Consider the following 22,704-nt stretch of genomic DNA (forward strand, 5'->3'; position numbering starts at 1 on the left):
TATTTGGACTAAATAAAGGGTGTAATCCACTAAGATTGATTACATACCACATTAGTGGTTTATTGAAAGCTCGCATTATGCGGGCTTTTTTGCAATCTATAAAGATGACTTAATCACTAAAAGTAATGGCATGATTAGCTTGAAGAAGAAATCAAAAGTAGTTATTTCGGGGATAATTTTAGTATCCATAATTTTCTTTCTATTTATTCTGGTTGAACCCAAAGTTATAGGTGAGAAATTAGGGTTTGATGCAAAAGGAATAGTTGACAGAATATTGAAAAAGGAACCTTCAGCTAGACAAATTTATGAAGAAGAATTGCTTAAAGCAAAAAATAACCCTAAATTCCATTTCACTAAAAATGAGTATTTAGGTGGTTATTATTGGATAACGCGTGTGGCACCTAAAGGGAAATATTTTTTAAAAGGTGATGATGGTGAACCTTACAATTTCTATAAATATGAAATTGAATTTGAAGGTTCACTCATGGATATTGGTTTTATTGCTGACATAGCAGAAGTAAATTCACCTGTTTATCTTGTTTTGGATGATAAACAGGTATTTGAGCTAAAGCTAAACTGGTCTTCTGTTAGCTATCCACCTAATGAAAATTCCTTTTATATCAATAGGGTTGATACAGACAATGTAGATAAACTAATAAGAAAAATATTAGATTCAAAAAAAATGACTTTGAGATTTAAAGATGGTAACAATCACCTTAAAAAAATTGAATATGATGTTGAGGGTCTTCAGTTAGAAGGGATTTATCCTGAAGATAAAAGCTTTATATTTTAAAAAACGAGTATTGCAAAAAATTCAGATGTGGGGTAGGTGAGTTGAAAACAGGAATAAAAATTTTAGTGATATCTGTAATTATCCTATGTTTAGGAGGGATATACGCCTATCGAGTACACCAAATAAATCAAGAGGAATTGCAGAAGCAGGAATTAAAAAGATTAGATAAATTAAAATGGAAGTTAGTAAAAAAGAATAAAAATATTGATTATTATTATGATTTAACTCCACGTCTGTTCGTATTGGCAGATGTTTTCCCGCTAAATAAAAAAATTAAGACAAACCTTGAAGTTAGAACTGGGTGGATTGATATTCATGATTTAAATAAAATAGGGTGTAATCCTAGTCTAGGTAGAAGAGAATTACAGGCAAATGGTTTATATGATAATGGGTATCAATGTGACTTCTATATAATGATTAATGATAATCTAAATACATTAAGACAAATTGATGGGGACCGATCGGAGCATTCATTGTCGTTAGATTCATTTCACTATTCGGGATCTTATTATTTTTTTAAAAAGGCATTATTTGATTCGAATAAACTTACCTTACTTATTAAAAGAAATGACTTGAAGGGCAAACCTATGTTTTTTGTGGATTATGAAACAAAAGGGTTTATGGATTTAGATAGCTATATCGAACATGAAAAAGAATTTATGGAGGAGAATAATTTTACTCCAGAAGACATGAGCTGTTCTTATGGCCCTGGAAAATGCAGGTGATAATTTCCTCTTAATATTTTTTGTAGAAGCAATCGCCGAACGGATTACGGCGTATAAAAGCCCTGCTGACATACATGTTACTGGCGGGGCTTTTTATTTTAGTAAGACTTAAGAAGTATATTTTATTTTCTAATTATAAGTGTATAATTTTAATGTATATTTTAATTTTTTGATTGTAGCAATGGCAAAAGTAACTAAATCTTTAGGAAAACCATATTTGAGAGAAAATGACCACCCATTTGTCTCTATATCAATTTTTCTAAATTATGTTAGAAGAGGTAACAAATGGACTGATGAAGAAATTAAATCAGTCTTAAAAGAGGCTAGATCTAAGGATAAGCATCATCTTTATAAAACTTTAATGAGTAATATGGATAAAAAATAGCTTTTAGATTGATATATTCGAATTAGTACACCAAATTCATAAAAGATCATGGAGTGGTGAGCATTCTTTTAAGTTTTCCGTGGTTATTGTATTGATGTTTGATATAAATTAGTCATAATCAAATTTTATTCTTATTAAAAGGAATTGATATGACTAAAGATAATTCTATAAACCAAACACATTTAATCATTGCATCAATCTCAGCAAGTTTCGCAAAAGCTCTAGATAAGCATAACCCTGGATTTAAAGAAGAGTTCCTAAAAGAGCTTGGTGAGCGTTATAAAGAGATAAAGAATTATCCTCAATCCCATACAGAAGCTCTAGAGACTCTCACTTGGACAAGAGACTTTTTAAATAAAGAATAGATAGACCCTCTTCGGAGGGTTTTTTAATGGGTGAGATTATGGATACAGCGAAATATTTCGAGCTCACTAGAAAACGAGAACACAAAACAAAGCCAAGAAATACGCCGTTGCCTAAGGCTAAAAGATTTAAATTAGAATTTGTGGTAACATTAAAAAGAATTTCAATTAGTACATTGAATAATTAGAATTTTTATCTAAAGTATTTACTTTTAACTATACGTTTGTTGTATTTAGTTATCATTAAAAAAATGATTGTTTTTATTAAAGATTGAGTTGCAAATATTTAATTATTGGGGGTTTTGAGTTGGATATTTTCTATTATTTCGGGTTGTTAATTATGCCGATAGTTGTTTCATTGGTGGCTATAGGCATGCGTCTATTTAATCGAAATAGACCGCTAAATTATAAACAATATATTGTGGTTTATGTTGGATATGTATATCTAATGGGAATTAACTCACAAATACCATTACACACTAAGTTTATTATTTTTTTACTTGCAGCCTTTATTTTGGCATTTGTCTATTTGGTAGATAAAAAATTAAAAATATTATAAGTATACATTTAACAGATGAGCTGCCACTTGGTGGTGTGAAATTTATGAATGAGGTTGGCTTTGTAATTTAGCAACGGCCATATCCACCTGACTGGATCTTTGCCCAAGACACACCAAACTTTGCACCGGCACCAGAATTATGGCGGTGGATCAAGACTATTTTCCTTAATCCTGAACACAAGCTATTTAATCCCGATCATGCACATCTATCTCAGGAAAGGCATGGTTTAGAGTAGGTACGAGCGCAAATACACAGAAAATAAGTGGGCACACGAATTTCTCTGTAACAACAGGACCATTAGATGGTTCGAACGGCACTGCTGGTAATCTAATTCTCTCTACTCACACCGATGGGAATATTTACATTGCAAATCAAACAGGTGCTTCTATGACAATCTCTTATCTCGTAAAAGGTAATGTGTTATGAATTATGAAGATTTCAGAGTGATTTATGAGTTTCCGTTTACTGTCGGAGGGCGACTTCAAAAAAGATGCATCATCACGGATGGAGAGTCTGAGTATGAGGTTGTCTGCGGTATTGATGAAGATCCAATCATTGGATATTTGGAAGCTAATCAATGATATTGGAAAAAGTCATTCAAGAAGCGATGACCTGGCTCGGCACGCCATATCATCATCAGGGCCGCGTCAAAGGTATTGGTGTTGATTGCGGTACTTTGATTTGTGAGGTTTATGAGAAAGTAGGGCTGATGGATCACTTAGATCCTCGCCCTTACCCACCAGATTGGCACATGCATCAGATGGGACAGCGTTATTTAGAGCATGTTTTAAGCGTGTGTTATGAAGTGGAAGAACCTCAACTGGGTGATCTAGTATTATATCATTTTGGCAAATGCATCAGTCATGGTGCAATTGTTGTGGAGTGGCCCACTATTATCCACTCCTATATTCATTTAGGCGTCATCCTCCAAGATGGCACAAAAGGAAGTTTAGCCCGCCGTTGTGCGGGCTTTTTTCGTATGAAGAGGCTGAAAGAATGAGTGGAGTGTTTGGTAGTACCACAATCAGCATGTCAGATACCCGTATTAATTCAATGCGGATCCAACAATCAGCTTATGGGCTGTGTCAGCCATTAGTTTATGGAAAAACTCGTGTGGCCGCGAATATGTTCTGGTATGGCGATTTTAAAGCAATCGCCCGTACCACAACGACAAAATCTGGTGGTAAAGGCGGCAAGACTAAAACCAAGAATACTACCTATACATATAGTGCTTCATTGATGCTTGGTCTGTGTGAAAATCAGATTCAAGATATTGGCATGATATGGGTGGATAAAGATCAGCTTGTAGCTAAGCAAGACGAGGGGATAACTTTACAGCCTATAGATCAGCTCGGTTTCGAGTTATTTGATGGAAATAACAATCCGATGTGGGGGTATATATCGAGTGCTCATCCTAATCAGGCTTTGAATTATCCGTTTCTTGGTTATGTGGCAGCAGCAAACTATGACTTGGGTGGTAGTGCCAGTCTGTCAAATCATAATTTTGAAGTGATTAGCACAATTACACTATCTTCAGCTATTCATGATGCCAATCCAGCAGATGTGATAGAGGATTTAATCAGTAATCCGCGCTATGGTGCTGCACCAAGCTTAAATATCGCAAATTTGAATGAGTTTAGGACCTATTGCCGAGCAGCCAATCTTTTAATTTCACCCGCATTTACAGAGCAACGAGAAGCGCATGAGATTATTAATGAGATCGTTGAGTCTGTAAATTGTGCTGTGGTACCAAATCCTGATGGGTTAAAAATCAAATCGTTTGGTGATGCCGCATTGACTGGACACGGCGTAACATTCACGCCAGATCTTACGCCGGTTTACCATTTAACAGACGATGATTTTCTTGGTGAAGATGAACCCGTCAAGGTTCGCCGTAGTCGTGACACAGATGCCTATAATCACGTCCAGATTGAGTACATCAATCGATACAACCAGTACAACACGGAAACGGTCGAAGCTAAAGATCAGGCCAATATTGAAATGTTTGGTTTGCGATCGGAAGAGCCACAAAAGCTAACGTTTTTTTGTGAGCCTAAGATTGCCAGACACGTGGCTCAACTACGGTTGCAACGCTTGCTGTATGTTCGTAATGAATACGAGTTTCAACTGGGGTGGAAGTACTGCCTGCTTGAGCCGATGGATATTGTGACTATCACGGATGTTTCATTAGGTCTAGATCAGTTTGCGGTTCGTATCACTCGGGTGGAAGAAGATGATGATGGGATGTTAACCATTACTGCAGAGGAAGTGGCAGAGGGTTCCAGATCTGCAATTGAATATGATCTGCAGGCATCCAATGGTTATCAAGGCGGTAATGAAGAGCCAGGTAATGTAAATGCACCGGCTATATTTGAACCGCCACTAGATATGACTGATGGTAAGAATGAAGTATGGATGGCGGTGTCTGGTGGCTTAAATTGGGGTGGCTGCAATGTATGGGCCAGTCTTGATAACACCACTTATGAACTCATTGGAACAGTGTATGGTTCAGCTCGATACGGTCAGTTGGTTGCACCAATAACCAATAATGCCACATCCATGCAGATTCAGTTAAATACAGCCAGTCAGTTATTCAGTGGCACCTTGCTTGATGCTCAAACAGATCAAACAATATGCAAAGTGGGCGATGAATACTTTAACTATCAAGAAGCCACTTTGAATGGATCTGGACTGTATACATTAAGTGATGTATTGCGTGGCCGTTTTAATGATGCTCAAAATCACAACGCAGGGGAAAGCTTTATACGTCTGGACAGGGCAATCTTTGAATATAGCTTTAATACCAATCTTATTGGGAAACAGATCTATTTGAAGTACACCAGCTTTAATGGACTTGAACAGAAAGAACAAACGCTGGATGAAGTCACTGCTTATAGCTACACGTTAAACGGTGGGCGGCCATCTGGTGTGATTGGCCTATCGCTTCAATCACCATTTGTGGGTACTTCTTTTAAAGTCCAATGGCAGAGTACTGCTGGGGCAAATAGTTATATTGTTCAGATATGGTCCAATGGTGTGAAGTTGCGAGAGGTTGAAACCACTAACACGGATTACAGTTATTCAATTGAAGAAGCTAAGGTAGACGGTGTTCAACGTGCATATACAATTCGAGTGGCCAGTAAAAGAGGTTCTAATTTAAGTACATTTGCTGAGTTGAGTATTAGCAATCCAGTACCACCTGTATTGAGTAATATCTATACAGCATCTAATGCTAATTCAATCACGATCAATTGGGTGCCAAGTGATGTGCCGGATCTTAAAGATTATGCGGTTTGGTTAAGTGCTACAGCTGATTTTGATCCAACCACAACAGCGCCGTCTTGGACAGGAACAGCACTAACCACCACCATAGGAGGGTTACAAGCAACAACGCCATATTATATCCGTGTTGCAGCGAGAGACGTGTGGAAGGAAACAATCTGGAACTATTCGAATCAGATTACTCAAAGTACATCTGAAGCATAAACATAGATTTTAATCTAATTAATTAGCCTCCTATTTACGGAGGCTTTTCTCATTTCTGGAGACAGGAAATGCAAGAGCAAGCAGCAAATGCGGTTGAAGCTGCTGCAAGTACAGCCGCAGCAACAGCGCCAAAAGTATCTTATATATCAGCGGGGGCATCAGTGGCAGCTTATGCAGTAAGTGTAGATTGGGCCGTTTGGTTTTCGGTTTTTATTGGTGTGATCTCTTTTTTCACGACGTTGTACTTCAAACGCCGTGAAGATAAGCGGGCTCAAGAGATCCACGAATTACGTAAAAAGCAATATGAGCAAACCAAAGAACGGTTAAAAGGAGATTTTGATGACAAGTGAACAAACTCGGGCTTATCTGGCCTTTGCCTTGGTTGCATTGATGTTTGTCCTGGTAATCGCTCTATTCTTTGTCGATATGCCACGAGAAAACAGCAACTTAATAAACACGGCTTTGGGTTTTATTGCAGGGGCAATGACAACAGCTTGCGGTTTCTACTTCGGTAGTTCAGAGCAAGAAAAGAAAAAAGATAGAGACAGCCCAAATCAGTAATTAATTTTTTAAATCTAAGTGACCGCCTTCGGGCGGTTTTTTATTCAATCCTGATTAACGCTTAATCAGGATATGGTCGATTGAGTACTGAATTTACTAGCTTCAAAATAATAAGTGGAAGTGTTTCCTCTTGATTTTTTCAAGTTGATTCGTTTCAGGTTTAACTAATTATAAGTTTCTACCTATGAAATTGGATCTAAAAGGTAATTCTTAAACTAGTTTAAAAGCTTTTTAACTGGCATACCGCCTAAATTAAGCAAATGAATTGAAAAAACAAACGGAAGTCTTTCCGCCTTATATGAAATGACGTTACTTCGTATAGTAACTTTATTAATAACCAATCAAGGAGATACATGGCATATCTCTTTAAAAGCAAAAACCCCAGTGCGCCAACACTGAGGTTTTTATTAACAGTTAAGGAGTATTAACTATTAATGAATTTGCCTAACAATGATGTTAACACCAAACCCAATATTCGTATAGAGGGTAAAATGAGCACAAAAGATGCAGGGAAGGTTGCGATCATTATGGCCTATGGGAAAAGTATTTCCTTAGTTCTAGGTAGCCTTGCTGGAGTAATTACTGCGATTACAGCACTCATTTGGAAATTGCTTGGATGAGTGAATCGTTGAATAAAACTACTTGAAACCGACCATTAAGGGTCGGTTTTTTTATTGTCTAAAGGAAAGTGGAATGGACAGAAAGCCATTCTTTGATATTGCTCGTAAGCTATTAGGCGGCAAGCTTACACAAAATCAAGTTGATCGATTCAGTGAAATTTTGGGTGAATACCAATCCAGTGGTATGAAAACCAGCCAAGTTGGTATCAACTTAATCACCAGCTTTGAAGATCTGCGACTCGATGCATATGATGATGGCGTGGGCGTGTGGACAATCGGCTACGGTACCACGGTTTATCCAAATGGAATAAGAGTGAAAAGAGGTGATAGCTGTACCAAAGCGCAGGCAATGTCCTTTTTTCAACATGATTTGAGGCGCTTTGAAGCTGTTATAAACCAAGCTGTAAAAGTTGTGGTCAATCAAAATCAGTTTGATGCATTGGTTAGTCTAACTTACAACATTGGGGAGCAAGCATTTAAGGATTCAACTTTGTTGAAAAAATTGAATGCTGGTGATTTTATGGGTGCTGCTTATCAGTTCCCAAAGTGGAACAGAGGTGGTGGGAAAGTATTACGTGGGCTTGTTCGCCGCCGTGCTGCAGAGCGTGAGCTGTTCTTAAAAAAGTAATTTATCACTGCAGGCGCTCAGTGGTTTCATTGATCATTAGCACCTGTATTTTTATTCTTTTATCTGCTTATACTGCCATTCCACAAACATTACATAAATATTGGACACCTGATAAGGCTACTCAGGACTATGAAAAATTTAACATTAAAACATTATTTGGCACTTATTCTAGTTATTTCAGGCATTCTGGCTATTTGCTTTGAGTCTCTTACAAAAGGTTTTGTCACTTACGTACCGTATGGCGGTGGTGAGTTTGTTTACTTGAGGGAAATGGAAGGATCAAATGAAGATGAAAGCGTACTCTTATGGTTCTTCGGTATCATAAGCGCTATTCTTGGAACCATAATGTATTTTGTGAAGAATATTACATATGTTCTGAGAATTGGTTTTTTCACTTATGTATTCTTGTTTTTAAGTGCACTCATGACCGATAGTGACCCTCTAAACCAACTTATTATTAATACGGTTAAGTTTGATCATAATCTTTATCTCATCTTGTGGTGCCTTTCAGTTGCCATCTACACAGGTATTTTCCTGAAACTATTTATTCAGCAAGATAAGTTACGCGATTAAGAAATATAAATAAAATCATTGGCATCACCACAATTTTTATTAGTTGGTTCGTCTCTGGTTAAGTAGCCGCAGCATAAACACGGGTAGAGCATTCTATTTTCTTATTTAGTTGACAAAATTTAAATTTAGCAATAAAAGTTGGTTGACAAATCAGCTATTTAGCAATAATCAATAATTTTTAAGTGAATGGGGGAAAAATTGATAGAACATTTGTGGAAGGCCTTTGAACTTTATCTCAATCGCAAAGATAAGTTTATAAAAGCAGAAGAGCGTTTAAAGCGTCGATTAACTTTCTTTGAAGAGGTCAAAAAGCTAGAAAATAATAATGATCTAGATGAGCAAGAAAAAAGAGTGATAAGAAACAGTTTGGCCCAAATCGTGTGTGGAAGCCGTCTTGTAGATTATGAGCTTGTTGAGTACTACTATCGCCATAAGAAGTTTCGTAACTTTGAAGTGATTGTTCCAATTGTTGCGTTCTGGGATGAATCGATTGTGAAAGAGTATGACAGTTCAGGAAAAATAGAGCTTATAAAAATTGAAGAAAAGAAATATAGAGCTGAGAAAACAAACTCAATTTCAAGTTTGGTTTTTATCTCTGGTATAGCCATTTTGTTTATTCTATTTTATCAAGGAGTCATTGATGCTTTTGTTCGGGTATTCCATATGGACTCATACGTAGCTTTATATGTATGTGGGGCGTTATTTTTGATTGTTAATTTTTTAGTACTGTTTGCAATTTATGGAGTTCTGACTGTTTTTGATTTACGCAGATTAATTGAAGATCGGTAAATCAACATAGCAATAACACTACACTAGACAGAATATTCTGCTTAAAGTCTGGATTTATCAATCATAAAGTGTTAACTTTTGTAACTAATATTCAAGGATATGAATCCATTAGTGATTCTAGAAAATTTGTAGCTGTTAGGTGAGGTTATGGGTTTTAATTTCAGAAAAAGCGTCAAGATCATGCCTGGGGTTAAATTGAACATTACTAAAAAAGGCATTAGTAGTGTTTCAGTGGGTAAGAATGGCACACGAGTTAACGTGGGGAAGAAGGGAACTAAAACTACAGTTGGTATACCGGGCAGTGGTTTGTCTTATTCAAGTTATACACCAAGGAATAAGAAAGCCGCTAACACGGGAAGTCAGCAATCATCACAAGAGAAAACAAGCTTCAGCGCTGTCAATCTAGTGATCATTTGTTTTGTTGTTCTTTTCATTTTATTTATAGTTTTCAGCTGATACAGATCACTTAGTAGATTTTGAGATTCTCATGAAAAAAATAATCGTGTTATTCATCATTGCATTCATATCAGGTTCAGCAGTTGCAGAAACCTTAATTCCAAGAAGTGTTAGTGGTGACAAAGGAAAATACTATTTGCTTGAGTTTAAGCGGAATGGAAATGTCATTACTGCGATTCATAAGCGTGTAGGTGTATATGACACTTACTACACTAAGACTGAAACAAATTGCTCTACTATGAAAATGCGGGAAATCGGTGGAAGCGAAACTTCGGTTAAAGCGATCAAACCAAATCCAACTAAATGGTTTGAGTTGGTGCAAGGCTCAAGTAAAAGCGATCTAGCTAATTTTTTATGTAAGCGCAAATAATTATTTTTATGAAATATATATATAAATTACTGGCTTTAGATAAAAGTAATTGCATTAAACACATTGTTGGTTTTGTCGTTAATGTATTTATTCTTATAATGGTTTTAGGGCTTTTTTTGCTGGTGGGAGGCTATTCGGTACTGATAATTTTTTATATATCAAAAATATTTTTTAAAATTTTAATTGAAGCTAATACTTTTTATAAGCTTTGGATTTTATTTTTCTTAATAGTTTGGGTTAAAATTAGAAAAAATATGGATATTGCAAAAGAGATAGATTTAAAATTAAAAGAATATTTTAAAAGTAAAGATCAAGATAGTATAAATAAATATAAAATGATTTTAATGATGTTGTGTGTTTATATTTCTATCTGTCTGATTGGCTTTTCATTTTATACTTTTACTGGAGGGAAGTGGGATGAAGATAGCACGGCTAATATAATTAATATATTTATTTGGGCAACTTACCTTATTGCACCAATTGTTGCAATATGGGTATTTAGTAATTGGAAAGTCGAATTTAGAGATCGTGAAAAGTATAAGGTGTTAACTGATTTAGAAGAAAATTTGGTTAATATTGAAGATGGCTTCGTCGTGCTATATAATTATGTGAAAGTTAGTTGGGATTATAAGGTTTTTAAATTTTCAAGAAATAGGAATTATCATAATTTTTATCTTGGTAATTCAGAGTATAGAGGTATTTTTTTTAGCAATAATTATTTAACAGAAATCATACAGAGTAATTATGAGATTAATTTAAATTGTATTGAAATTATGGTTAAAAATAGAAGCTCTGCTTTAAAATATTACAATGATTTTGTTGTTAGTCGATTTAAATATGTATATTGTGAATCTGATTTAAATGGTTTTGAACTGTATAAGCATCAACTTAATATATTGAAACAAAGGCTATCAACGGCAGCCACCTTAATTTCTTCTGATATACTCGATGTTAAATCAAGTGAAATACCAGTCGAATCTATTAATGATTGGATTTCTTATTTTAATTCTACTAAAAATGAAAGTATCGCATTTGATTTGCACGAATTTAGAGAGTTAAGCCGCAGTATTCTAGAGGAAATAAAAGAAATAAAAAATAGATTATTAAAAGACTAATTTGAAGTGAAGAATTATAAAAAAGCACCTTAAGGTGCTTTTTTTAAGATAAGTACGTTACTTAGCCAATCGACTCACAGCTGCCTGAATAATATCAGGTAAAAGGTTTTTCTTTGGTCCCTCACAATCACCAATAATTTTTGCAATATTGTCATTGTTGATAATCCAAGAGTTACTAGGAACAAACTGGATATGAGGTTTTCCATCGACAGGACTAATAGTTAGAAACATTCTTTTAAAGTGTACGATTCTAGAAATTACAGCCCTTGTAATTTCTTCTTCATCAAACTTGGGGTATTCAGGAAGTTTTCCCCCTAACCGTTCAATCTCACGATGCAAACTCCAGTAATAGTCCATTATCCTGTTACAAGTATCAGCTTCTAATAAATCAAAAGCTGAGTGCTTACTTTTTAGTTTAGAAATTTCATTTTGTGGTTGTCCAGCATCACCATCATTTAAATCCAAAACACTAGTTGAGTAGGTTGTTGGAGCTGCACATTTAGGACAGGCAACAGCTAGATTACTAAATTTCTTTCCGCATTCTATACAGTTTATAAGAGCCATCTTCTTTCCTTAGATGTTGTTAAGTGGACTTATAAATTTAGTACATTCAAAAGACTAGGATGGTAATTTTTCTTTTCTCTCATACCCCACAACACCCCCAAGTTGAGGTATAGTTTAAATTTACACTAAACCTTGAGCTGGGCAATTTTGAGAAAGCTGATAAAGACTACAGATAATTTACCACCTATATTCGACATAACTAAGTATGCTGACATGGACAAATTATCTGCTTTTGAGTGGTTTTTCCTAATACAATCTAGATTCTTATTACATATCTTGTTAGAAGATGGCTTATCTTTTTTTATTGGTTCAGATAAATTAACAGATGTAGAAGAACAAGAAGTAATGTCTCTAGCTATATCATCTCATTTAACTAATCCATTAAGTTTAGATCTTTTTGTTGATTATACAAAGTCTAATAATGAAAAAATAAATATAGAAATATCTAGTTCAGATCATTACAGTTTTATGAGTAAGCATTTACCCGTTAATGAATTATATGAAGATGAGTTTCAAAGTATACAAAGAATGCTTAAACATAGCGGAGTAAAATTAAAGTCTTTAGGAGATGATAAACCAACTTACCCAATAATAGATCTATTGAATTCTCATTTTGGATTCAATGTCAGTCAATATGATTATCCAATTACAATAAATCCTTATTATCCTGATCACGTTATTTTAGAAGAATTTAAAAAAATATTGGTTGTTATTAGGGGGAAGCTTGGATTTAATGATATAAATAAGTCTTTATCAAAGAAGGATTTGTTGAATTGGGCATCATACAAATTATTACCATATATGGATTTAAAAATTCTTGAACTTGCAGAAAATATTAAGATAACGAATGCGGTAATCTGTTCAGTTTTATATCAAAAAGGAGAGTATGGTGAGGATACTTTAAGAAAGAGTGTAGAGCCTATTAGAAAAAGGATATTAGAAGAAACTGTGTTTGATGGGGCTGATAATGTTACCAATCTGAGTATTACTGATGCTTTAAGTTATTTAGCTTATGAAGATGTTAGAAAAATGGAAAAATAATGATAGAAAACTTTCCGGAAAATTTTGGAGATTGACTGTTTCGGAAGCTAAAGTTCTATTTCATATCCTTCAAAGCATTTAAAAACAATTCCATACTAGCCTCATCGAAATAACACGATGAGGCTTTTTATGGACTCAAATTATTTATCCAAAAATGGAGCTGATTCAGTTTCATTCATTTTTATTAAGTTTGAAGCCACTAAAAATTTCTTTGATCTGATCATCGCTCAATCCACTTTCTTTAAGCGATGTCATGACATGGCTAAGGATTTTTACACCCGAAGCTGTAAAAGCTTCGATATAACTAGACTGGTTATTTTCAAAACTTTTTTCGAGCCTATCAACAATCTCTGCATTCATGGAACGGTTATTTCCCTTTGCCGTTGTAACAAGTTTCTCTCTAAATTCAGGAGTTACACGTACTTTCATGGTCACAACTTTGTTGTCATCTTCAGTCATAGCAAAAGGCTTTAAAAATAAAATTTATGTTAACCCCATTTTGGGGATTGACCAATAACCCCAAAATGGGTACATTAATTTAACACCCCAAAATGGGGATAGTGGAGAAAGTATGAAACCAAAAGAATTTATGTATGTAAAGTTTCGCCTAAAAGGTGAATTACATAAAAAGCTGAAAGAAAAATCTCAGCAAGAAGAACGCTCAATGAATTATCTAATCAATAAAGCAGTTGAGTTAATGGTTAACCAAACTAAAGAGTTCAAAATATGAATATGAAATTAAGACCTATCACAATAGCAGTTGATGGAATAAAAATTAGGAACGATGCACAAGGTCGTTTCTGTCTAAATGATTTACATCACGCAAGTGGCGGGGAGCAGAAAAACCAACCTCGATATTTTCTAGAAAATAGACAGACTCAAGACCTTGTACAGGAATTGATCGATAGCGGAAATCCGCTATCGGAACAAAATCAACCAATTAGTGTAGTTCGTGGTGGATTAGAGCAGGGGACGTATGTAGTAAAAGAATTGGTTTATTCATATGCAATGTGGATTAGTGCGGCATTTAATTTAAAGGTTATTCGTACTTTCGATGCTGTAGCTACAGGGCAAATTCAACCGATAGACCCTGCAAAGCTTTTTGCTGATCCGCATGCTTTACGGAGTGCCTTACTCACGTATTCCGAAAAAGTCATTGAGCTTGAACAGCAAGTAGAAGTGATGCAGCCAACTGTTAAGGCCTTTGATCGTATTGCTAAAGCGGATGGGAGCTTTTGCCTGCGTGACACAGCAAATAACTTACAAATGCGTCAAAGTGACCTAATCAAATGGCTCCAGTTAAATGGCTGGATTTACAAACGCCCTGGTAATGCCGCATGGCATGGTTATAGCGATAAGCTACAGGCAGATTATCTGGAACATAAAACCGAAGTGATTACTCGTCCTGATGGCTCAGAAAAGATCACAGAGCAGGTGAGAGTGACACCAAAAGGATTAACCAAGCTTTCAAAGCTATTAGGAAACCACAATGCATAATTCAGGCAATAAAAAAGCCCTTGCGAATTTCTTGGCGGAAAACAAAGGGCTTAGTGTTGTCATCGCATGGAGCAATAAACTACATGAACAGTATGACGCAGTTAGTAGCTCAAAATCAAGTCTATGATGCAGGTGATGTTGCTGAAGGCTTTGCACTGGCATATGAACAAGTCGCCGATATTGCAGCAATGCTGGATGCAATCCAGTATAAGCAAGAGCGAACCATTGAATATCTGGCCAAGGTCTACAACGTACCTGAATCCGTATTTAAAGAAATGATTAGGCTTTTTCGAATCACTGAAAGCATGATTCAAGATTCCATGACTTTCAGTAAAGAGCAGGAGGACTCCTATAAAAGCTTAGATGAAGAGAAGGCTTCTTAACTTGATGACTTTTACTGAAACCGCTTATTTAAGCGGTTTTTTTACGCCTTTGGAGCAGCTATTTCTATCAATTAGCTTTTGTCAGATTTGCAAACTCAAAGCTCAAAGAAAAAAAAGATATTGCGAATATTTTGTGAAAATTTTGTGAAGGTGAAATTTTAACCAAAAAAGACTCAAGCAAAACACTGGAATATTCTATAAAATAAACAAAACTTTTCGCTCAATTTAAAATTTGGCTCTTTATATAAATGACTGATATTGAAATAGAAACACATACATTACAACCGTTTTTACCTTCCAGTACGAAGCTATTAATGCTGGGCAGTTTTCCACCGCCACAAAGCCGTTGGAAGATGGATTTTTACTATCCTAACTATCAAAATGACATGTGGCGGATCTTTGGTCTGATCTTTTTTAAAGATAAAGATCATTTTTTAGATTTACCCAATAAAAACTTTAAAGAGCAACTGATCCGTGAATTCTTAACTCAAATTGGTGTGGGAATCTTTGACACAGCCTATCAAGTGAAACGTTTGCAAGGTAATGCTTCTGATAAATTTTTAGAAATTGTCACGCCTACAGATTTATCTAAATTACTTGAACAAATTCCATTGTGCCATACCATCATGACCACAGGTGATAAAGCAACAGATACGCTGATGCTACATTTTCCAGAGCAAGCCATTAAGCCTATGATTGGACAATCAGTACAGGTAAATTTTGCTGATCAAGAGCTGAATTTATACCGACTACCGTCATCATCGAGAGCCTATCCTTTAGCGCTGGAAAAGAAAGCTGAAGCCTACAAGCAATTTTTTGAACAAATTGGCTTGGTATAAATATAAATGAAGGGGAAATAAATGCAGGATGTTGCAAGCCCAATTGATTTAAGAAATTTCGCTGATGCTTTGGAATGGCAAGAAACGGCGAATATGAAAAGGCCGTGGCGCAAGGATTTCTTTGAATATTATGCCAATCTCATTCGACAGCAGGTTTCTGGGCAATGTCATGTATTGGAACTTGGTTCTGGACCAGGTTTTTTAGCTCAACATTTGCTCTCGCAACTTACGAACATTGAGTATACCGCTTTTGATTTTTCAGAAGCGATGCATCAGCTGGCACAAGAAAAACTCAATACCGCTGAAAAAGCGCGTGCTACCTATATTGTTGGAAGCTTTAAAGCCGCTGATTGGCAAAATGCATTCTCTCAGAAGTATGATTTTATTATTATCCACCAAGCATTACATGAGCTTCGACATAAATGCTATGCAACCGATTTCCATAAAGCTGTAAAAACCTTATTAAAACCCCAAGGCTATTATTTAGTGTGTGATCATTTGTGTGCAGCACATGCAATGCAAAATGATCAGCTTTATATGACCAACCAAGAGCATTTGGATGCACTTGAACAGGCATCTTTTACACAGATCAAGATGCCGTTAGAGATCGAAGGGCTGTGTTTGTTTGAAATGACTTTAGATTAAGTTAAATGCGCCATCATCCGAGGATATTTAACCCATCTAAACGTATTGATTTTGAATTCTCTGACGTGAGTAAATTCAGACCAAATTAATTGACTGCCTTTTGTCCATTGTAGCGGTTTAGTCCGCTGATCAACTGCACGCTTTTCTTGTTCCGTGGCTGGACGTAAATCACCAATTTCGACATATAAGCGTACGCCAAAATGATGATCAAAATGACCTTTAATGAGGGATTTTAACCAAAACCACCTATTGGTATTAATCGCTTGAATACAAGCTTTGGTGTTTTGAATAAGGTTCTCACTTAACTTTTCTGTGTATGTATCAAAGAAATAAGCAGTCTGGTTATCGTTTAAAAAGATTGTGCCTATAGGGGTGATGGTAGGCTGCCCTGAAGGGTCTACTGTTGCAATAGACGCATGCAAAGATGACTTTTGTGCAGCAGCAAATATCTGCTGAATATTCTTCCAATCTTTTTCTGAAATCATATGCTTATCCTTTTTTATTATTTAGAAGAATAACTTAGCATAGGACAGTTAAAAGAGAATCGCTCTTTATCATAAAAAAAGATGTCAATTCAGCAAATTACATCTTATTGAATGGATGATTTACATCATCCATTCAACCGGAAAATAAGACACAAAGTGCATGGTAAAACGCTGGAATTTGGTACTTTCAGGGTCATGATGATGCTCAACCACTTCACCATTTTCCTTATGTTCATACCAAACAATATTACCGTCTTGATCTAATTTAAGCTGATAAGCCACTTGTAATAAATGCTGATCAAGCATGGTAGTAATTTGGTCTTGTAAATGATCAGATTCAACTACTAAGCCAACTTCCGTATTTAAATGCGCGGAGCGGGGGTCGAAGTTAAATGAACCAATAAAAACTTTTCCATCCACATCAAAGAATTTAGCATGCAGACTTGAACGATTTTTACCTTTAACCGGAATCACACTACCTGTGGCAATTTCATACCAAGTCCGTTTTTTGCGTTCAATATTGGGTTTAAATTCATATAGCTGTACACCACTTTGTAAAAGTGGTTTTCGGTATTGACTATAAAAAGAATGCACTACAGCAACGTCATTGGCCACCAAACTATTGGTCAGTACACGAACCTTAATACCGTCTTTAGAAAGTTGGTTTAAATACGCTGTGCCTCGCTTGGTGGGAACAAAATAGGCGGATACCAACTCCATATGTTGTTCAGGTTTACCCATAATTTCCAGAACTTGAGCATATAAAAGTTCCTGATCTTTGGCTTGTCCTAAGGCTTTATTGGGATGATCAGCGACAAAATGCGCCTTTGCCCATTGGATGGGGTAGTTTTGTAGGCGTAATTTTAAATAATCTTGTGCAGCTTCAAGTTTATCTTCGGTGGGTGTATCAACCTGATCTAAAGCTTTATAACTATGTCTTAAACTTTCCAGTTGTTGAGGTGTGCCAGAGCCAATTAACTGCTCAGTTGAATAGCTGAGTTTATCAGCCCAAAACTCATCGAAAACCTGCTTCGCTCGATCGACGGCTTTTCCGTAGAATAAAATGTCCATGTCGCTAAACTGAAACTGGTCACTGGCTTCAAAATATTCACTGCTGATATTGCGGCCACCTGTTACTGCAATCGAATGATCGGCAATAGTAAGTTTGTTATGCATACGATGATTAATTTGTTTGAGTCTAAATACATAATCAATAACGCGTAAATGTCTAAACTTATATGGATTGAAAATACGGATTTCAAAATTTGGATGCTGGGCGAGGGCTTTTAGGGTTTTATCCAGTTTTATGCCATTCTGATCATCAATCAATAGGCGGACTTTTACCCCGCGATCAGCTGCTTTTAACAGCTCATGCAACATCATGTTGCCTATGGCATCGTCATTCCAAATATAATATTGTAAATCAAGTTGATGCTTGGCATTTCGAATTAAATGAATACGAGAGGCAATACTTAAGAAAGCATCATCCAAAGCTAAAAAAGCAGTTAAACCTTTTTCAATATTAAGATCGGCTTGTGGATCATTCATCCATTTTGTTTTCGTATGCAAGGAGTTACTCCGATCATGGTTCTGATTGGGCGGCAAAGAACAACCACCAATTCCTAACATGATAACAAGTGTCGTTATCTTAAAATGGTATGAATTTTTTATCATTTTATTGATCAAGCGTGTGGATCCAGCAGTAATGAGTAGGTGATTGATTTTCTTATATATCTAAATTCTATTTCGTTCCAAGGTTGAAATGTAATTGTAAATATAATCAATAAGTTATCATTTTGATAATTTAATTTTCTATGTAAACAAGTTCCAATGAGTACAGCTTAATAGAATCTAGATCAATAAATATTGAGCAAAATTACTATACTGGTGTATAGTATATTTTTAGATTTAATGTGGTCGACATTATGCCTAAACAATTAGAGGATAAAAAAAAGATTCTCATACGTGTAAGACGAATCCAAGGTCAAGTTCAGAGTGTGGAACGGGCTTTGGAAAACGACACTGAATGTGCTGATATTTTGCAGCAAATCTGTGCAGTTCGTGGTGCATTAAATGGTTTAATGACGGAGCTTCTCGAAATTCACCTTAAAGATACCTTAGTTGTCGGTGAGTCGTCTGAGTTGCAACGCAGTCAAGAGCTCATTCAAGTCAGTAAAATTCTTAAATCTTATTTAAAGTAAAATTCAGGAGTATCATTGTGATTAAATCTCGTGCAGCCGTTGCTTTTGCCGCAGGCGAACCATTACAAATCGTAGAGCTTGATGTTGAACCACCTAAAGCGGGTGAAGTCCTGATTAAAATTACCCATACAGGTGTGTGTCATACCGATGCCTTCACTTTATCGGGTGATGATCCTGAAGGTGTTTTCCCAGCAGTGTTGGGTCATGAAGGTGCAGGGGTTGTGGTGCAAGTCGGTGAGGGGGTGACCAGTGTTGCTGTTGGTGACCATGTTATTCCACTGTATACCGCTGAATGTAAGGAATGTTTATTCTGTAAATCTGGCAAAACCAATTTATGTGTGGCAGTTCGTGCCACACAAGGCAAAGGCGTGATGCCAGATGGTACAACACGTTTCTCTTATAATGGTCAACCGATTTATCACTATATGGGGTGTTCAACTTTTAGTGAATATACCGTGGTTGCAGAAGTATCTTTGGCGAAAATCAATCCTGAAGCCAATCATGAACAAGTCTGTTTATTGGGTTGCGGTGTGACCACTGGGATTGGTGCAGTACACAATACGGCGAAGGTGCAAGAAGGCGATAGCGTTGCTGTGTTTGGTCTTGGTGGGATTGGTCTTGCTGTGGTACAAGGCGCTCGTCAAGCCAAAGCAGGACGTATTATTGTCATTGATACTAATCCCGATAAATTTGAGTTGGCGAAGCAGTTCGGTGCGACTGATTTCTTAAATCCAAAAGAGTATAAGCAGCCGATTCAACAAGTGATTGTTGAAATGACAGGTTGGGGCGTTGACCATTCTTTTGAATGTATTGGCAATACCAATGTCATGCGTTCGGCGCTGGAATGTGCACACCGTGGTTGGGGACAATCCGTGATTATTGGGGTTGCAGGTGCAGGTCAGGAAATCTCAACGCGTCCATTCCAGTTGGTGACAGGACGCAAATGGATGGGAACTGCCTTTGGTGGGGTAAAAGGACGTACACAACTGCCTAAAATGGTAGAAGATGCCATGAAAGGTGAAATCCAACTTGAACCATTCGTAACACATACTATGCCATTGGACGATATTAATCATGCCTTTGACCTAATGCATGAAGGTAAGTCGATACGTACCGTGATTCATTTCTAATTTAAAAATGATAGGATTTGATGATGTGAAATACATCATCAAATCTTGAGTAATAAAAAATGTCAAAAGCACAATTAAAGCTACATGTGCGAATCTTATCTAATGAGCAGATTGCTTTTGGTCCAGGTAAAGCTGAGCTACTTGAAGCGATCCATCGTACAGGATCAATTTCCCAAGCAGCAAAGTCTATGGAGATGAGTTATCGCCGTGCATGGCAACTGGTGGATACCATGAACCAATGCTTTCATTCTAATTTGGTTGACACCCAGACAGGCGGAACGCATGGTGGTGGTGCAATGCTAACCGAATTGGGGCAAGTGGTGCTCAAGAAATTTAGAGCGATGGAACGGCAAGCAATTCAGGCAGTGACAACTGAGTTTGAAGATCTAGCCAACTATCTAAAAGTAAATAAATAACTTTATAAATATAAATAACTTAAACAGTATTTCATCACATTTGCTTTGATCCTTTCTCTCTCAATAAAAATTTGCTGAGTTATAGCACATACGTATTTTTGTCGAATCTTTTTAGCACTATAAATAAACCATTCAAACGGCCTTATACTTTATTATTTTTATTAAGCTATTGATTTATATATTAAATGTATTATTGGCACGCTTTCTGCTTCTATCTATTCAAACTTGTATACAAGATAGGATTCATAAAGTGAGCGAAATAAAAACTTTAGGCTGGACAATTTCTGAGTGGCAAACAGCGTATTCAAAACAAGAGATTCAGCTGGATATTTTAAAAGAACTGGTTGCAGCGATTGATCCAAACGATGTTGCATGGATTTCGCTGGCCAGTACAGATTTGCTTGAACAACAGATCCAATCTTTAAAGCTACTGACTCAAAATACCGACAACCTGCAAAAACAATTTCCGTTATATGGTGTGCCGTTTGCAGTCAAAGACAATATTGATGTGGCTGGTTTTGTCACCACAGCGGCATGTAAGGCACTGAATAGTGTTGCAGCACAAGATGCTGAAACGGTTCGTTTACTTAAACAAGCGGGCGCGATTGTACTTGGCAAAACCAATCTTGATCAGTTTGCCACAGGTTTGGTTGGCACACGTTCACCATTTGGAGCAGTACCGAATAGTTTTAAACCTGAATATGTCAGTGGTGGTTCAAGTTCGGGTTCAGCCAGTGTAGTGGCACGTGGCTTAGTCCCATTTTCTCTCGGAACTGATACCGCAGGATCGGGGCGTGTTCCAGCCGCTTTCAATAATATTGTGGGATTAAAACCAACCAAAGGACGTTTTTCCAATCGTGGGCTATTACCCGCAGTAAAAAGTATCGATTGTATTTCTATCTTCGCTCTCACAGTGACTGACGCTGAGTTGGTTGCCACTCAAGTCGAAGCTTATGATGCTTTAGATAGCTATTCACGTCAGCATCCTAAAAACGTACCTGCACGCTTTTCCAGCAAATTGAAATTTGCTATTCCGAATAAATTGAACTTCTTTGGTGATGAATTGGCTGAAAAAGCGTTTCAACACACCATCCAATTACTGGAAAGCTTAAATGCTGAAATTACACCGATTGATTTTTCTGCATTCGAGCAACTTGCAGCACAACTTTATCAAGGCTCTTGGGTTGCGGAGCGTACCGCTGCGGCGGCTGATCTACTCAAAAGCAATGCTGATGATTTTGATCCGACTGTACTAGAAATTATTCAACAAGGTGAAAAATATTCTGCTGTCGATGCCTACAATGCTGAATATTTAAAACAGGATTTAACCCGAAAAATTCAAGACAGCCTAGCTGAATTTGATGCCTTGATCGTGCCAACTTCACCGACGATTTATACCATTGAGCAAATGCAACAGCACCCGATTGAGTATAACGCACACTTCGGAACGTATACCAATTTCACTAATCTCGCAGATTTAAGTGCCTTGGCATTACCTGCAGGCTTTAGAGCTGACAACTTACCTTTTGGTATCACCTTAATTGCACCTGCTTGGCATGATGCAGCCTTGGTACATTTTGGTAAAGCATGGCAGAACTATTTAGCACTAAAACTCGGAGCTTTAGATAAAACATCATCGATAAGTGCACCAACTTTGCTATCTCCTCATCATATCCGTGTCGCGGTTGTCGGGGCACACTTAACAGGCATGCCATTGAATTTTCAGCTCACTACGCGTGGCGCAGTGCATGTCGAAACCACCAAAACCTCTCAGGATTATGCGCTGTATGCCTTGAATGGCACAGTTCCCCCAAAACCTGGCTTGGCACGTCAGCAAGAAGGGCAAAGCATCATTGTCGAGCTTTGGGATGTGCCTACAGCACGCTTTGGTGAGTTCGTAGCAGAAATCCCAACGCCGTTGGGCATGGGCAATGTCGAATTGGAAGATGGTCGCTGGGTTAAAGGCTTTATTTGCGAACCTTATGGTTTAGGCGATGCGGAGAATATTAGCCATTTTGGCGGCTGGAGAGCCTATATCCAGCATCGTAATCAAACAGCCAAAGCAGCCAATTAATTTTTA

30 protein-coding genes and 1 pseudogene are annotated in these 22,704 nt (G+C 36.8%); 27 read left to right on the plus strand and 4 right to left on the minus strand.

Annotation, left to right across the window (positions count from 1 at the left end; all coding sequences use genetic code 11):
- Positions 1–139: 139 nt before the first annotated feature.
- The 17 genes and pseudogenes from A7P55_RS15250 (at position 140) to A7P55_RS15325 (ending at position 11,423) form a co-directional block, all read left to right on the plus strand.
- Positions 140–793: a hypothetical protein gene (locus A7P55_RS15250; RefSeq protein WP_171552739.1), complete on the plus strand. Its 654-nt coding sequence runs from the start codon at positions 140–142 to the stop codon at positions 791–793.
- 41 nt (positions 794–834) lie between these two features.
- Positions 835–1,518 carry a hypothetical protein gene (locus A7P55_RS15255; protein WP_171552741.1) on the plus strand — a complete coding sequence of 228 codons (684 nt, stop codon included), beginning with the start codon at positions 835–837 and terminating at the stop codon, positions 1,516–1,518.
- Positions 1,519–1,699: 181 nt separating this feature from the next.
- Positions 1,700–1,903 (plus strand): hypothetical protein, encoded by a 204-nt coding sequence (locus tag A7P55_RS15260; protein WP_216078066.1) that lies wholly within the window; start codon positions 1,700–1,702, stop codon positions 1,901–1,903.
- A 149-nt stretch (positions 1,904–2,052) separates the two neighbouring features.
- Positions 2,053–2,268 (plus strand): hypothetical protein, encoded by a 216-nt coding sequence (locus A7P55_RS15265; protein ID WP_171552742.1) that lies wholly within the window; start codon positions 2,053–2,055, stop codon positions 2,266–2,268.
- 600 nt (positions 2,269–2,868) lie between these two features.
- Positions 2,869–3,033: pseudogene (locus A7P55_RS22660) on the plus strand (putative metallopeptidase); the annotation flags it as partial.
- A gap of 214 nt (positions 3,034–3,247) precedes the next feature.
- A complete protein-coding gene (locus tag A7P55_RS15270; protein ID WP_171552743.1) occupies positions 3,248–3,406 on the plus strand; it encodes a hypothetical protein in 159 nt (52 codons plus the stop codon).
- A complete protein-coding gene (locus A7P55_RS15275) occupies positions 3,403–3,825 on the plus strand; it encodes an NlpC/P60 family protein (RefSeq protein ID WP_171552744.1) in 423 nt (140 codons plus the stop codon). Before A7P55_RS15270 ends, A7P55_RS15275 begins: the two co-directional genes overlap by 4 nt.
- Positions 3,822–6,311 carry a phage tail protein gene (locus tag A7P55_RS15280; RefSeq protein WP_171552745.1) on the plus strand — a complete coding sequence of 830 codons (2,490 nt, stop codon included), beginning with the start codon at positions 3,822–3,824 and terminating at the stop codon, positions 6,309–6,311. Before A7P55_RS15275 ends, A7P55_RS15280 begins: the two co-directional genes overlap by 4 nt.
- A gap of 68 nt (positions 6,312–6,379) precedes the next feature.
- Positions 6,380–6,661: a holin gene (locus tag A7P55_RS15285; RefSeq protein WP_171552747.1), complete on the plus strand. Its 282-nt coding sequence runs from the start codon at positions 6,380–6,382 to the stop codon at positions 6,659–6,661.
- The gene (locus tag A7P55_RS15290; protein WP_171552748.1) at positions 6,651–6,872 is read left to right on the plus strand and encodes a hypothetical protein; all 222 of its coding nucleotides are present in this window, start codon (positions 6,651–6,653) and stop codon (positions 6,870–6,872) included. Before A7P55_RS15285 ends, A7P55_RS15290 begins: the two co-directional genes overlap by 11 nt.
- Positions 6,873–7,306: 434 nt before the next feature.
- Positions 7,307–7,492: a hypothetical protein gene (locus tag A7P55_RS15295; protein ID WP_171518968.1), complete on the plus strand. Its 186-nt coding sequence runs from the start codon at positions 7,307–7,309 to the stop codon at positions 7,490–7,492.
- Between the two features lie 73 nt (positions 7,493–7,565).
- A complete protein-coding gene (locus tag A7P55_RS15300) occupies positions 7,566–8,120 on the plus strand; it encodes a lysozyme (RefSeq protein ID WP_171552749.1) in 555 nt (184 codons plus the stop codon).
- Positions 8,121–8,249: 129 nt separating this feature from the next.
- On the plus strand, positions 8,250–8,693 hold the full coding sequence (locus A7P55_RS15305) for a hypothetical protein (protein ID WP_171552750.1): 444 nt from the start codon (positions 8,250–8,252) through the stop codon (positions 8,691–8,693).
- Between the two features lie 198 nt (positions 8,694–8,891).
- Complete coding sequence (locus A7P55_RS15310; RefSeq protein WP_171552751.1) at positions 8,892–9,482, plus strand: hypothetical protein; 591 nt, start codon at positions 8,892–8,894, stop codon at positions 9,480–9,482.
- 147 nt (positions 9,483–9,629) lie between these two features.
- Positions 9,630–9,938, plus strand: a complete 309-nt coding sequence (locus A7P55_RS15315; protein WP_171552752.1) for a DUF4236 domain-containing protein — start codon at positions 9,630–9,632, stop codon at positions 9,936–9,938.
- 31 nt (positions 9,939–9,969) lie between these two features.
- Positions 9,970–10,308 carry a hypothetical protein gene (locus tag A7P55_RS15320; protein ID WP_171552754.1) on the plus strand — a complete coding sequence of 113 codons (339 nt, stop codon included), beginning with the start codon at positions 9,970–9,972 and terminating at the stop codon, positions 10,306–10,308.
- Between the two features lie 8 nt (positions 10,309–10,316).
- A complete protein-coding gene (locus tag A7P55_RS15325; RefSeq protein WP_171552755.1) occupies positions 10,317–11,423 on the plus strand; it encodes a hypothetical protein in 1,107 nt (368 codons plus the stop codon).
- A gap of 57 nt (positions 11,424–11,480) precedes the next feature.
- On the opposite strand, the gene A7P55_RS15330 is transcribed toward A7P55_RS15325, so the two are convergent.
- On the minus strand, positions 11,481–11,987 hold the full coding sequence (locus A7P55_RS15330; RefSeq protein WP_171552757.1) for a hypothetical protein: 507 nt from the start codon (positions 11,985–11,987) through the stop codon (positions 11,481–11,483).
- Positions 11,988–12,134: 147 nt separating this feature from the next.
- On the opposite strand from A7P55_RS15330, the gene A7P55_RS15335 reads away from it, so the two are divergent.
- Positions 12,135–13,028 (plus strand): DUF6387 family protein, encoded by an 894-nt coding sequence (locus A7P55_RS15335; protein ID WP_289847051.1) that lies wholly within the window; start codon positions 12,135–12,137, stop codon positions 13,026–13,028.
- A 171-nt stretch (positions 13,029–13,199) separates the two neighbouring features.
- On the opposite strand, the gene A7P55_RS15340 is transcribed toward A7P55_RS15335, so the two are convergent.
- The gene (locus A7P55_RS15340) at positions 13,200–13,487 is read right to left on the minus strand and encodes an Arc family DNA-binding protein (protein ID WP_171552760.1); all 288 of its coding nucleotides are present in this window, start codon (positions 13,485–13,487) and stop codon (positions 13,200–13,202) included.
- A gap of 112 nt (positions 13,488–13,599) precedes the next feature.
- Between A7P55_RS15340 and A7P55_RS15345 the strand changes: the two genes are divergently transcribed.
- The 5 genes from A7P55_RS15345 (at position 13,600) to A7P55_RS15365 (ending at position 16,392) form a co-directional block, all read left to right on the plus strand.
- Entirely contained in the window at positions 13,600–13,758 is a 159-nt protein-coding gene (locus tag A7P55_RS15345; protein WP_171552761.1) for a toxin-antitoxin system HicB family antitoxin, read from the plus strand.
- Positions 13,759–13,760: 2 nt separating this feature from the next.
- The gene (locus A7P55_RS15350; RefSeq protein WP_171553262.1) at positions 13,761–14,525 is read left to right on the plus strand and encodes a phage antirepressor KilAC domain-containing protein; all 765 of its coding nucleotides are present in this window, start codon (positions 13,761–13,763) and stop codon (positions 14,523–14,525) included.
- 83 nt (positions 14,526–14,608) lie between these two features.
- A complete protein-coding gene (locus A7P55_RS15355) occupies positions 14,609–14,908 on the plus strand; it encodes a hypothetical protein (protein ID WP_171552763.1) in 300 nt (99 codons plus the stop codon).
- A 248-nt stretch (positions 14,909–15,156) separates the two neighbouring features.
- Positions 15,157–15,747 carry a uracil-DNA glycosylase family protein gene (locus tag A7P55_RS15360; RefSeq protein WP_171552764.1) on the plus strand — a complete coding sequence of 197 codons (591 nt, stop codon included), beginning with the start codon at positions 15,157–15,159 and terminating at the stop codon, positions 15,745–15,747.
- A gap of 21 nt (positions 15,748–15,768) precedes the next feature.
- Positions 15,769–16,392: a class I SAM-dependent methyltransferase gene (locus tag A7P55_RS15365; RefSeq protein WP_171552765.1), complete on the plus strand. Its 624-nt coding sequence runs from the start codon at positions 15,769–15,771 to the stop codon at positions 16,390–16,392.
- Here A7P55_RS15365 and A7P55_RS15370 read toward each other — a convergent pair.
- A complete protein-coding gene (locus A7P55_RS15370) occupies positions 16,389–16,877 on the minus strand; it encodes a pyridoxamine 5'-phosphate oxidase family protein (RefSeq protein WP_171552766.1) in 489 nt (162 codons plus the stop codon). The two genes, A7P55_RS15365 and A7P55_RS15370, sit on opposite strands and share 4 nt — an antisense overlap.
- Before the next feature lie 120 nt (positions 16,878–16,997).
- Positions 16,998–18,506 carry a phospholipase D family protein gene (locus A7P55_RS15375; RefSeq protein WP_171552767.1) on the minus strand — a complete coding sequence of 503 codons (1,509 nt, stop codon included), beginning with the start codon at positions 18,504–18,506 and terminating at the stop codon, positions 16,998–17,000.
- A 296-nt stretch (positions 18,507–18,802) separates the two neighbouring features.
- Between A7P55_RS15375 and A7P55_RS15380 the strand changes: the two genes are divergently transcribed.
- The 4 genes from A7P55_RS15380 to atzF all read left to right on the plus strand — a co-directional run bounded on the left by A7P55_RS15380 (position 18,803) and on the right by atzF (position 22,698).
- Positions 18,803–19,078: a metal/formaldehyde-sensitive transcriptional repressor gene (locus A7P55_RS15380; RefSeq protein ID WP_171552768.1), complete on the plus strand. Its 276-nt coding sequence runs from the start codon at positions 18,803–18,805 to the stop codon at positions 19,076–19,078.
- A 20-nt stretch (positions 19,079–19,098) separates the two neighbouring features.
- Positions 19,099–20,208 carry an S-(hydroxymethyl)glutathione dehydrogenase/class III alcohol dehydrogenase gene (locus A7P55_RS15385; RefSeq protein ID WP_171553263.1) on the plus strand — a complete coding sequence of 370 codons (1,110 nt, stop codon included), beginning with the start codon at positions 19,099–19,101 and terminating at the stop codon, positions 20,206–20,208.
- A 59-nt stretch (positions 20,209–20,267) separates the two neighbouring features.
- Positions 20,268–20,624 carry a LysR family transcriptional regulator gene (locus A7P55_RS15390; protein WP_171552769.1) on the plus strand — a complete coding sequence of 119 codons (357 nt, stop codon included), beginning with the start codon at positions 20,268–20,270 and terminating at the stop codon, positions 20,622–20,624.
- 250 nt (positions 20,625–20,874) lie between these two features.
- Complete coding sequence (atzF, locus tag A7P55_RS15395) at positions 20,875–22,698, plus strand: allophanate hydrolase (RefSeq protein ID WP_171552770.1); 1,824 nt, start codon at positions 20,875–20,877, stop codon at positions 22,696–22,698.
- Positions 22,699–22,704 lie beyond the last annotated feature (6 nt).

Origin of the sequence: Acinetobacter sp. Ac_5812 (assembly GCF_013072695.1) — a bacterium.
Classification (GTDB): domain Bacteria; phylum Pseudomonadota; class Gammaproteobacteria; order Pseudomonadales; family Moraxellaceae; genus Acinetobacter.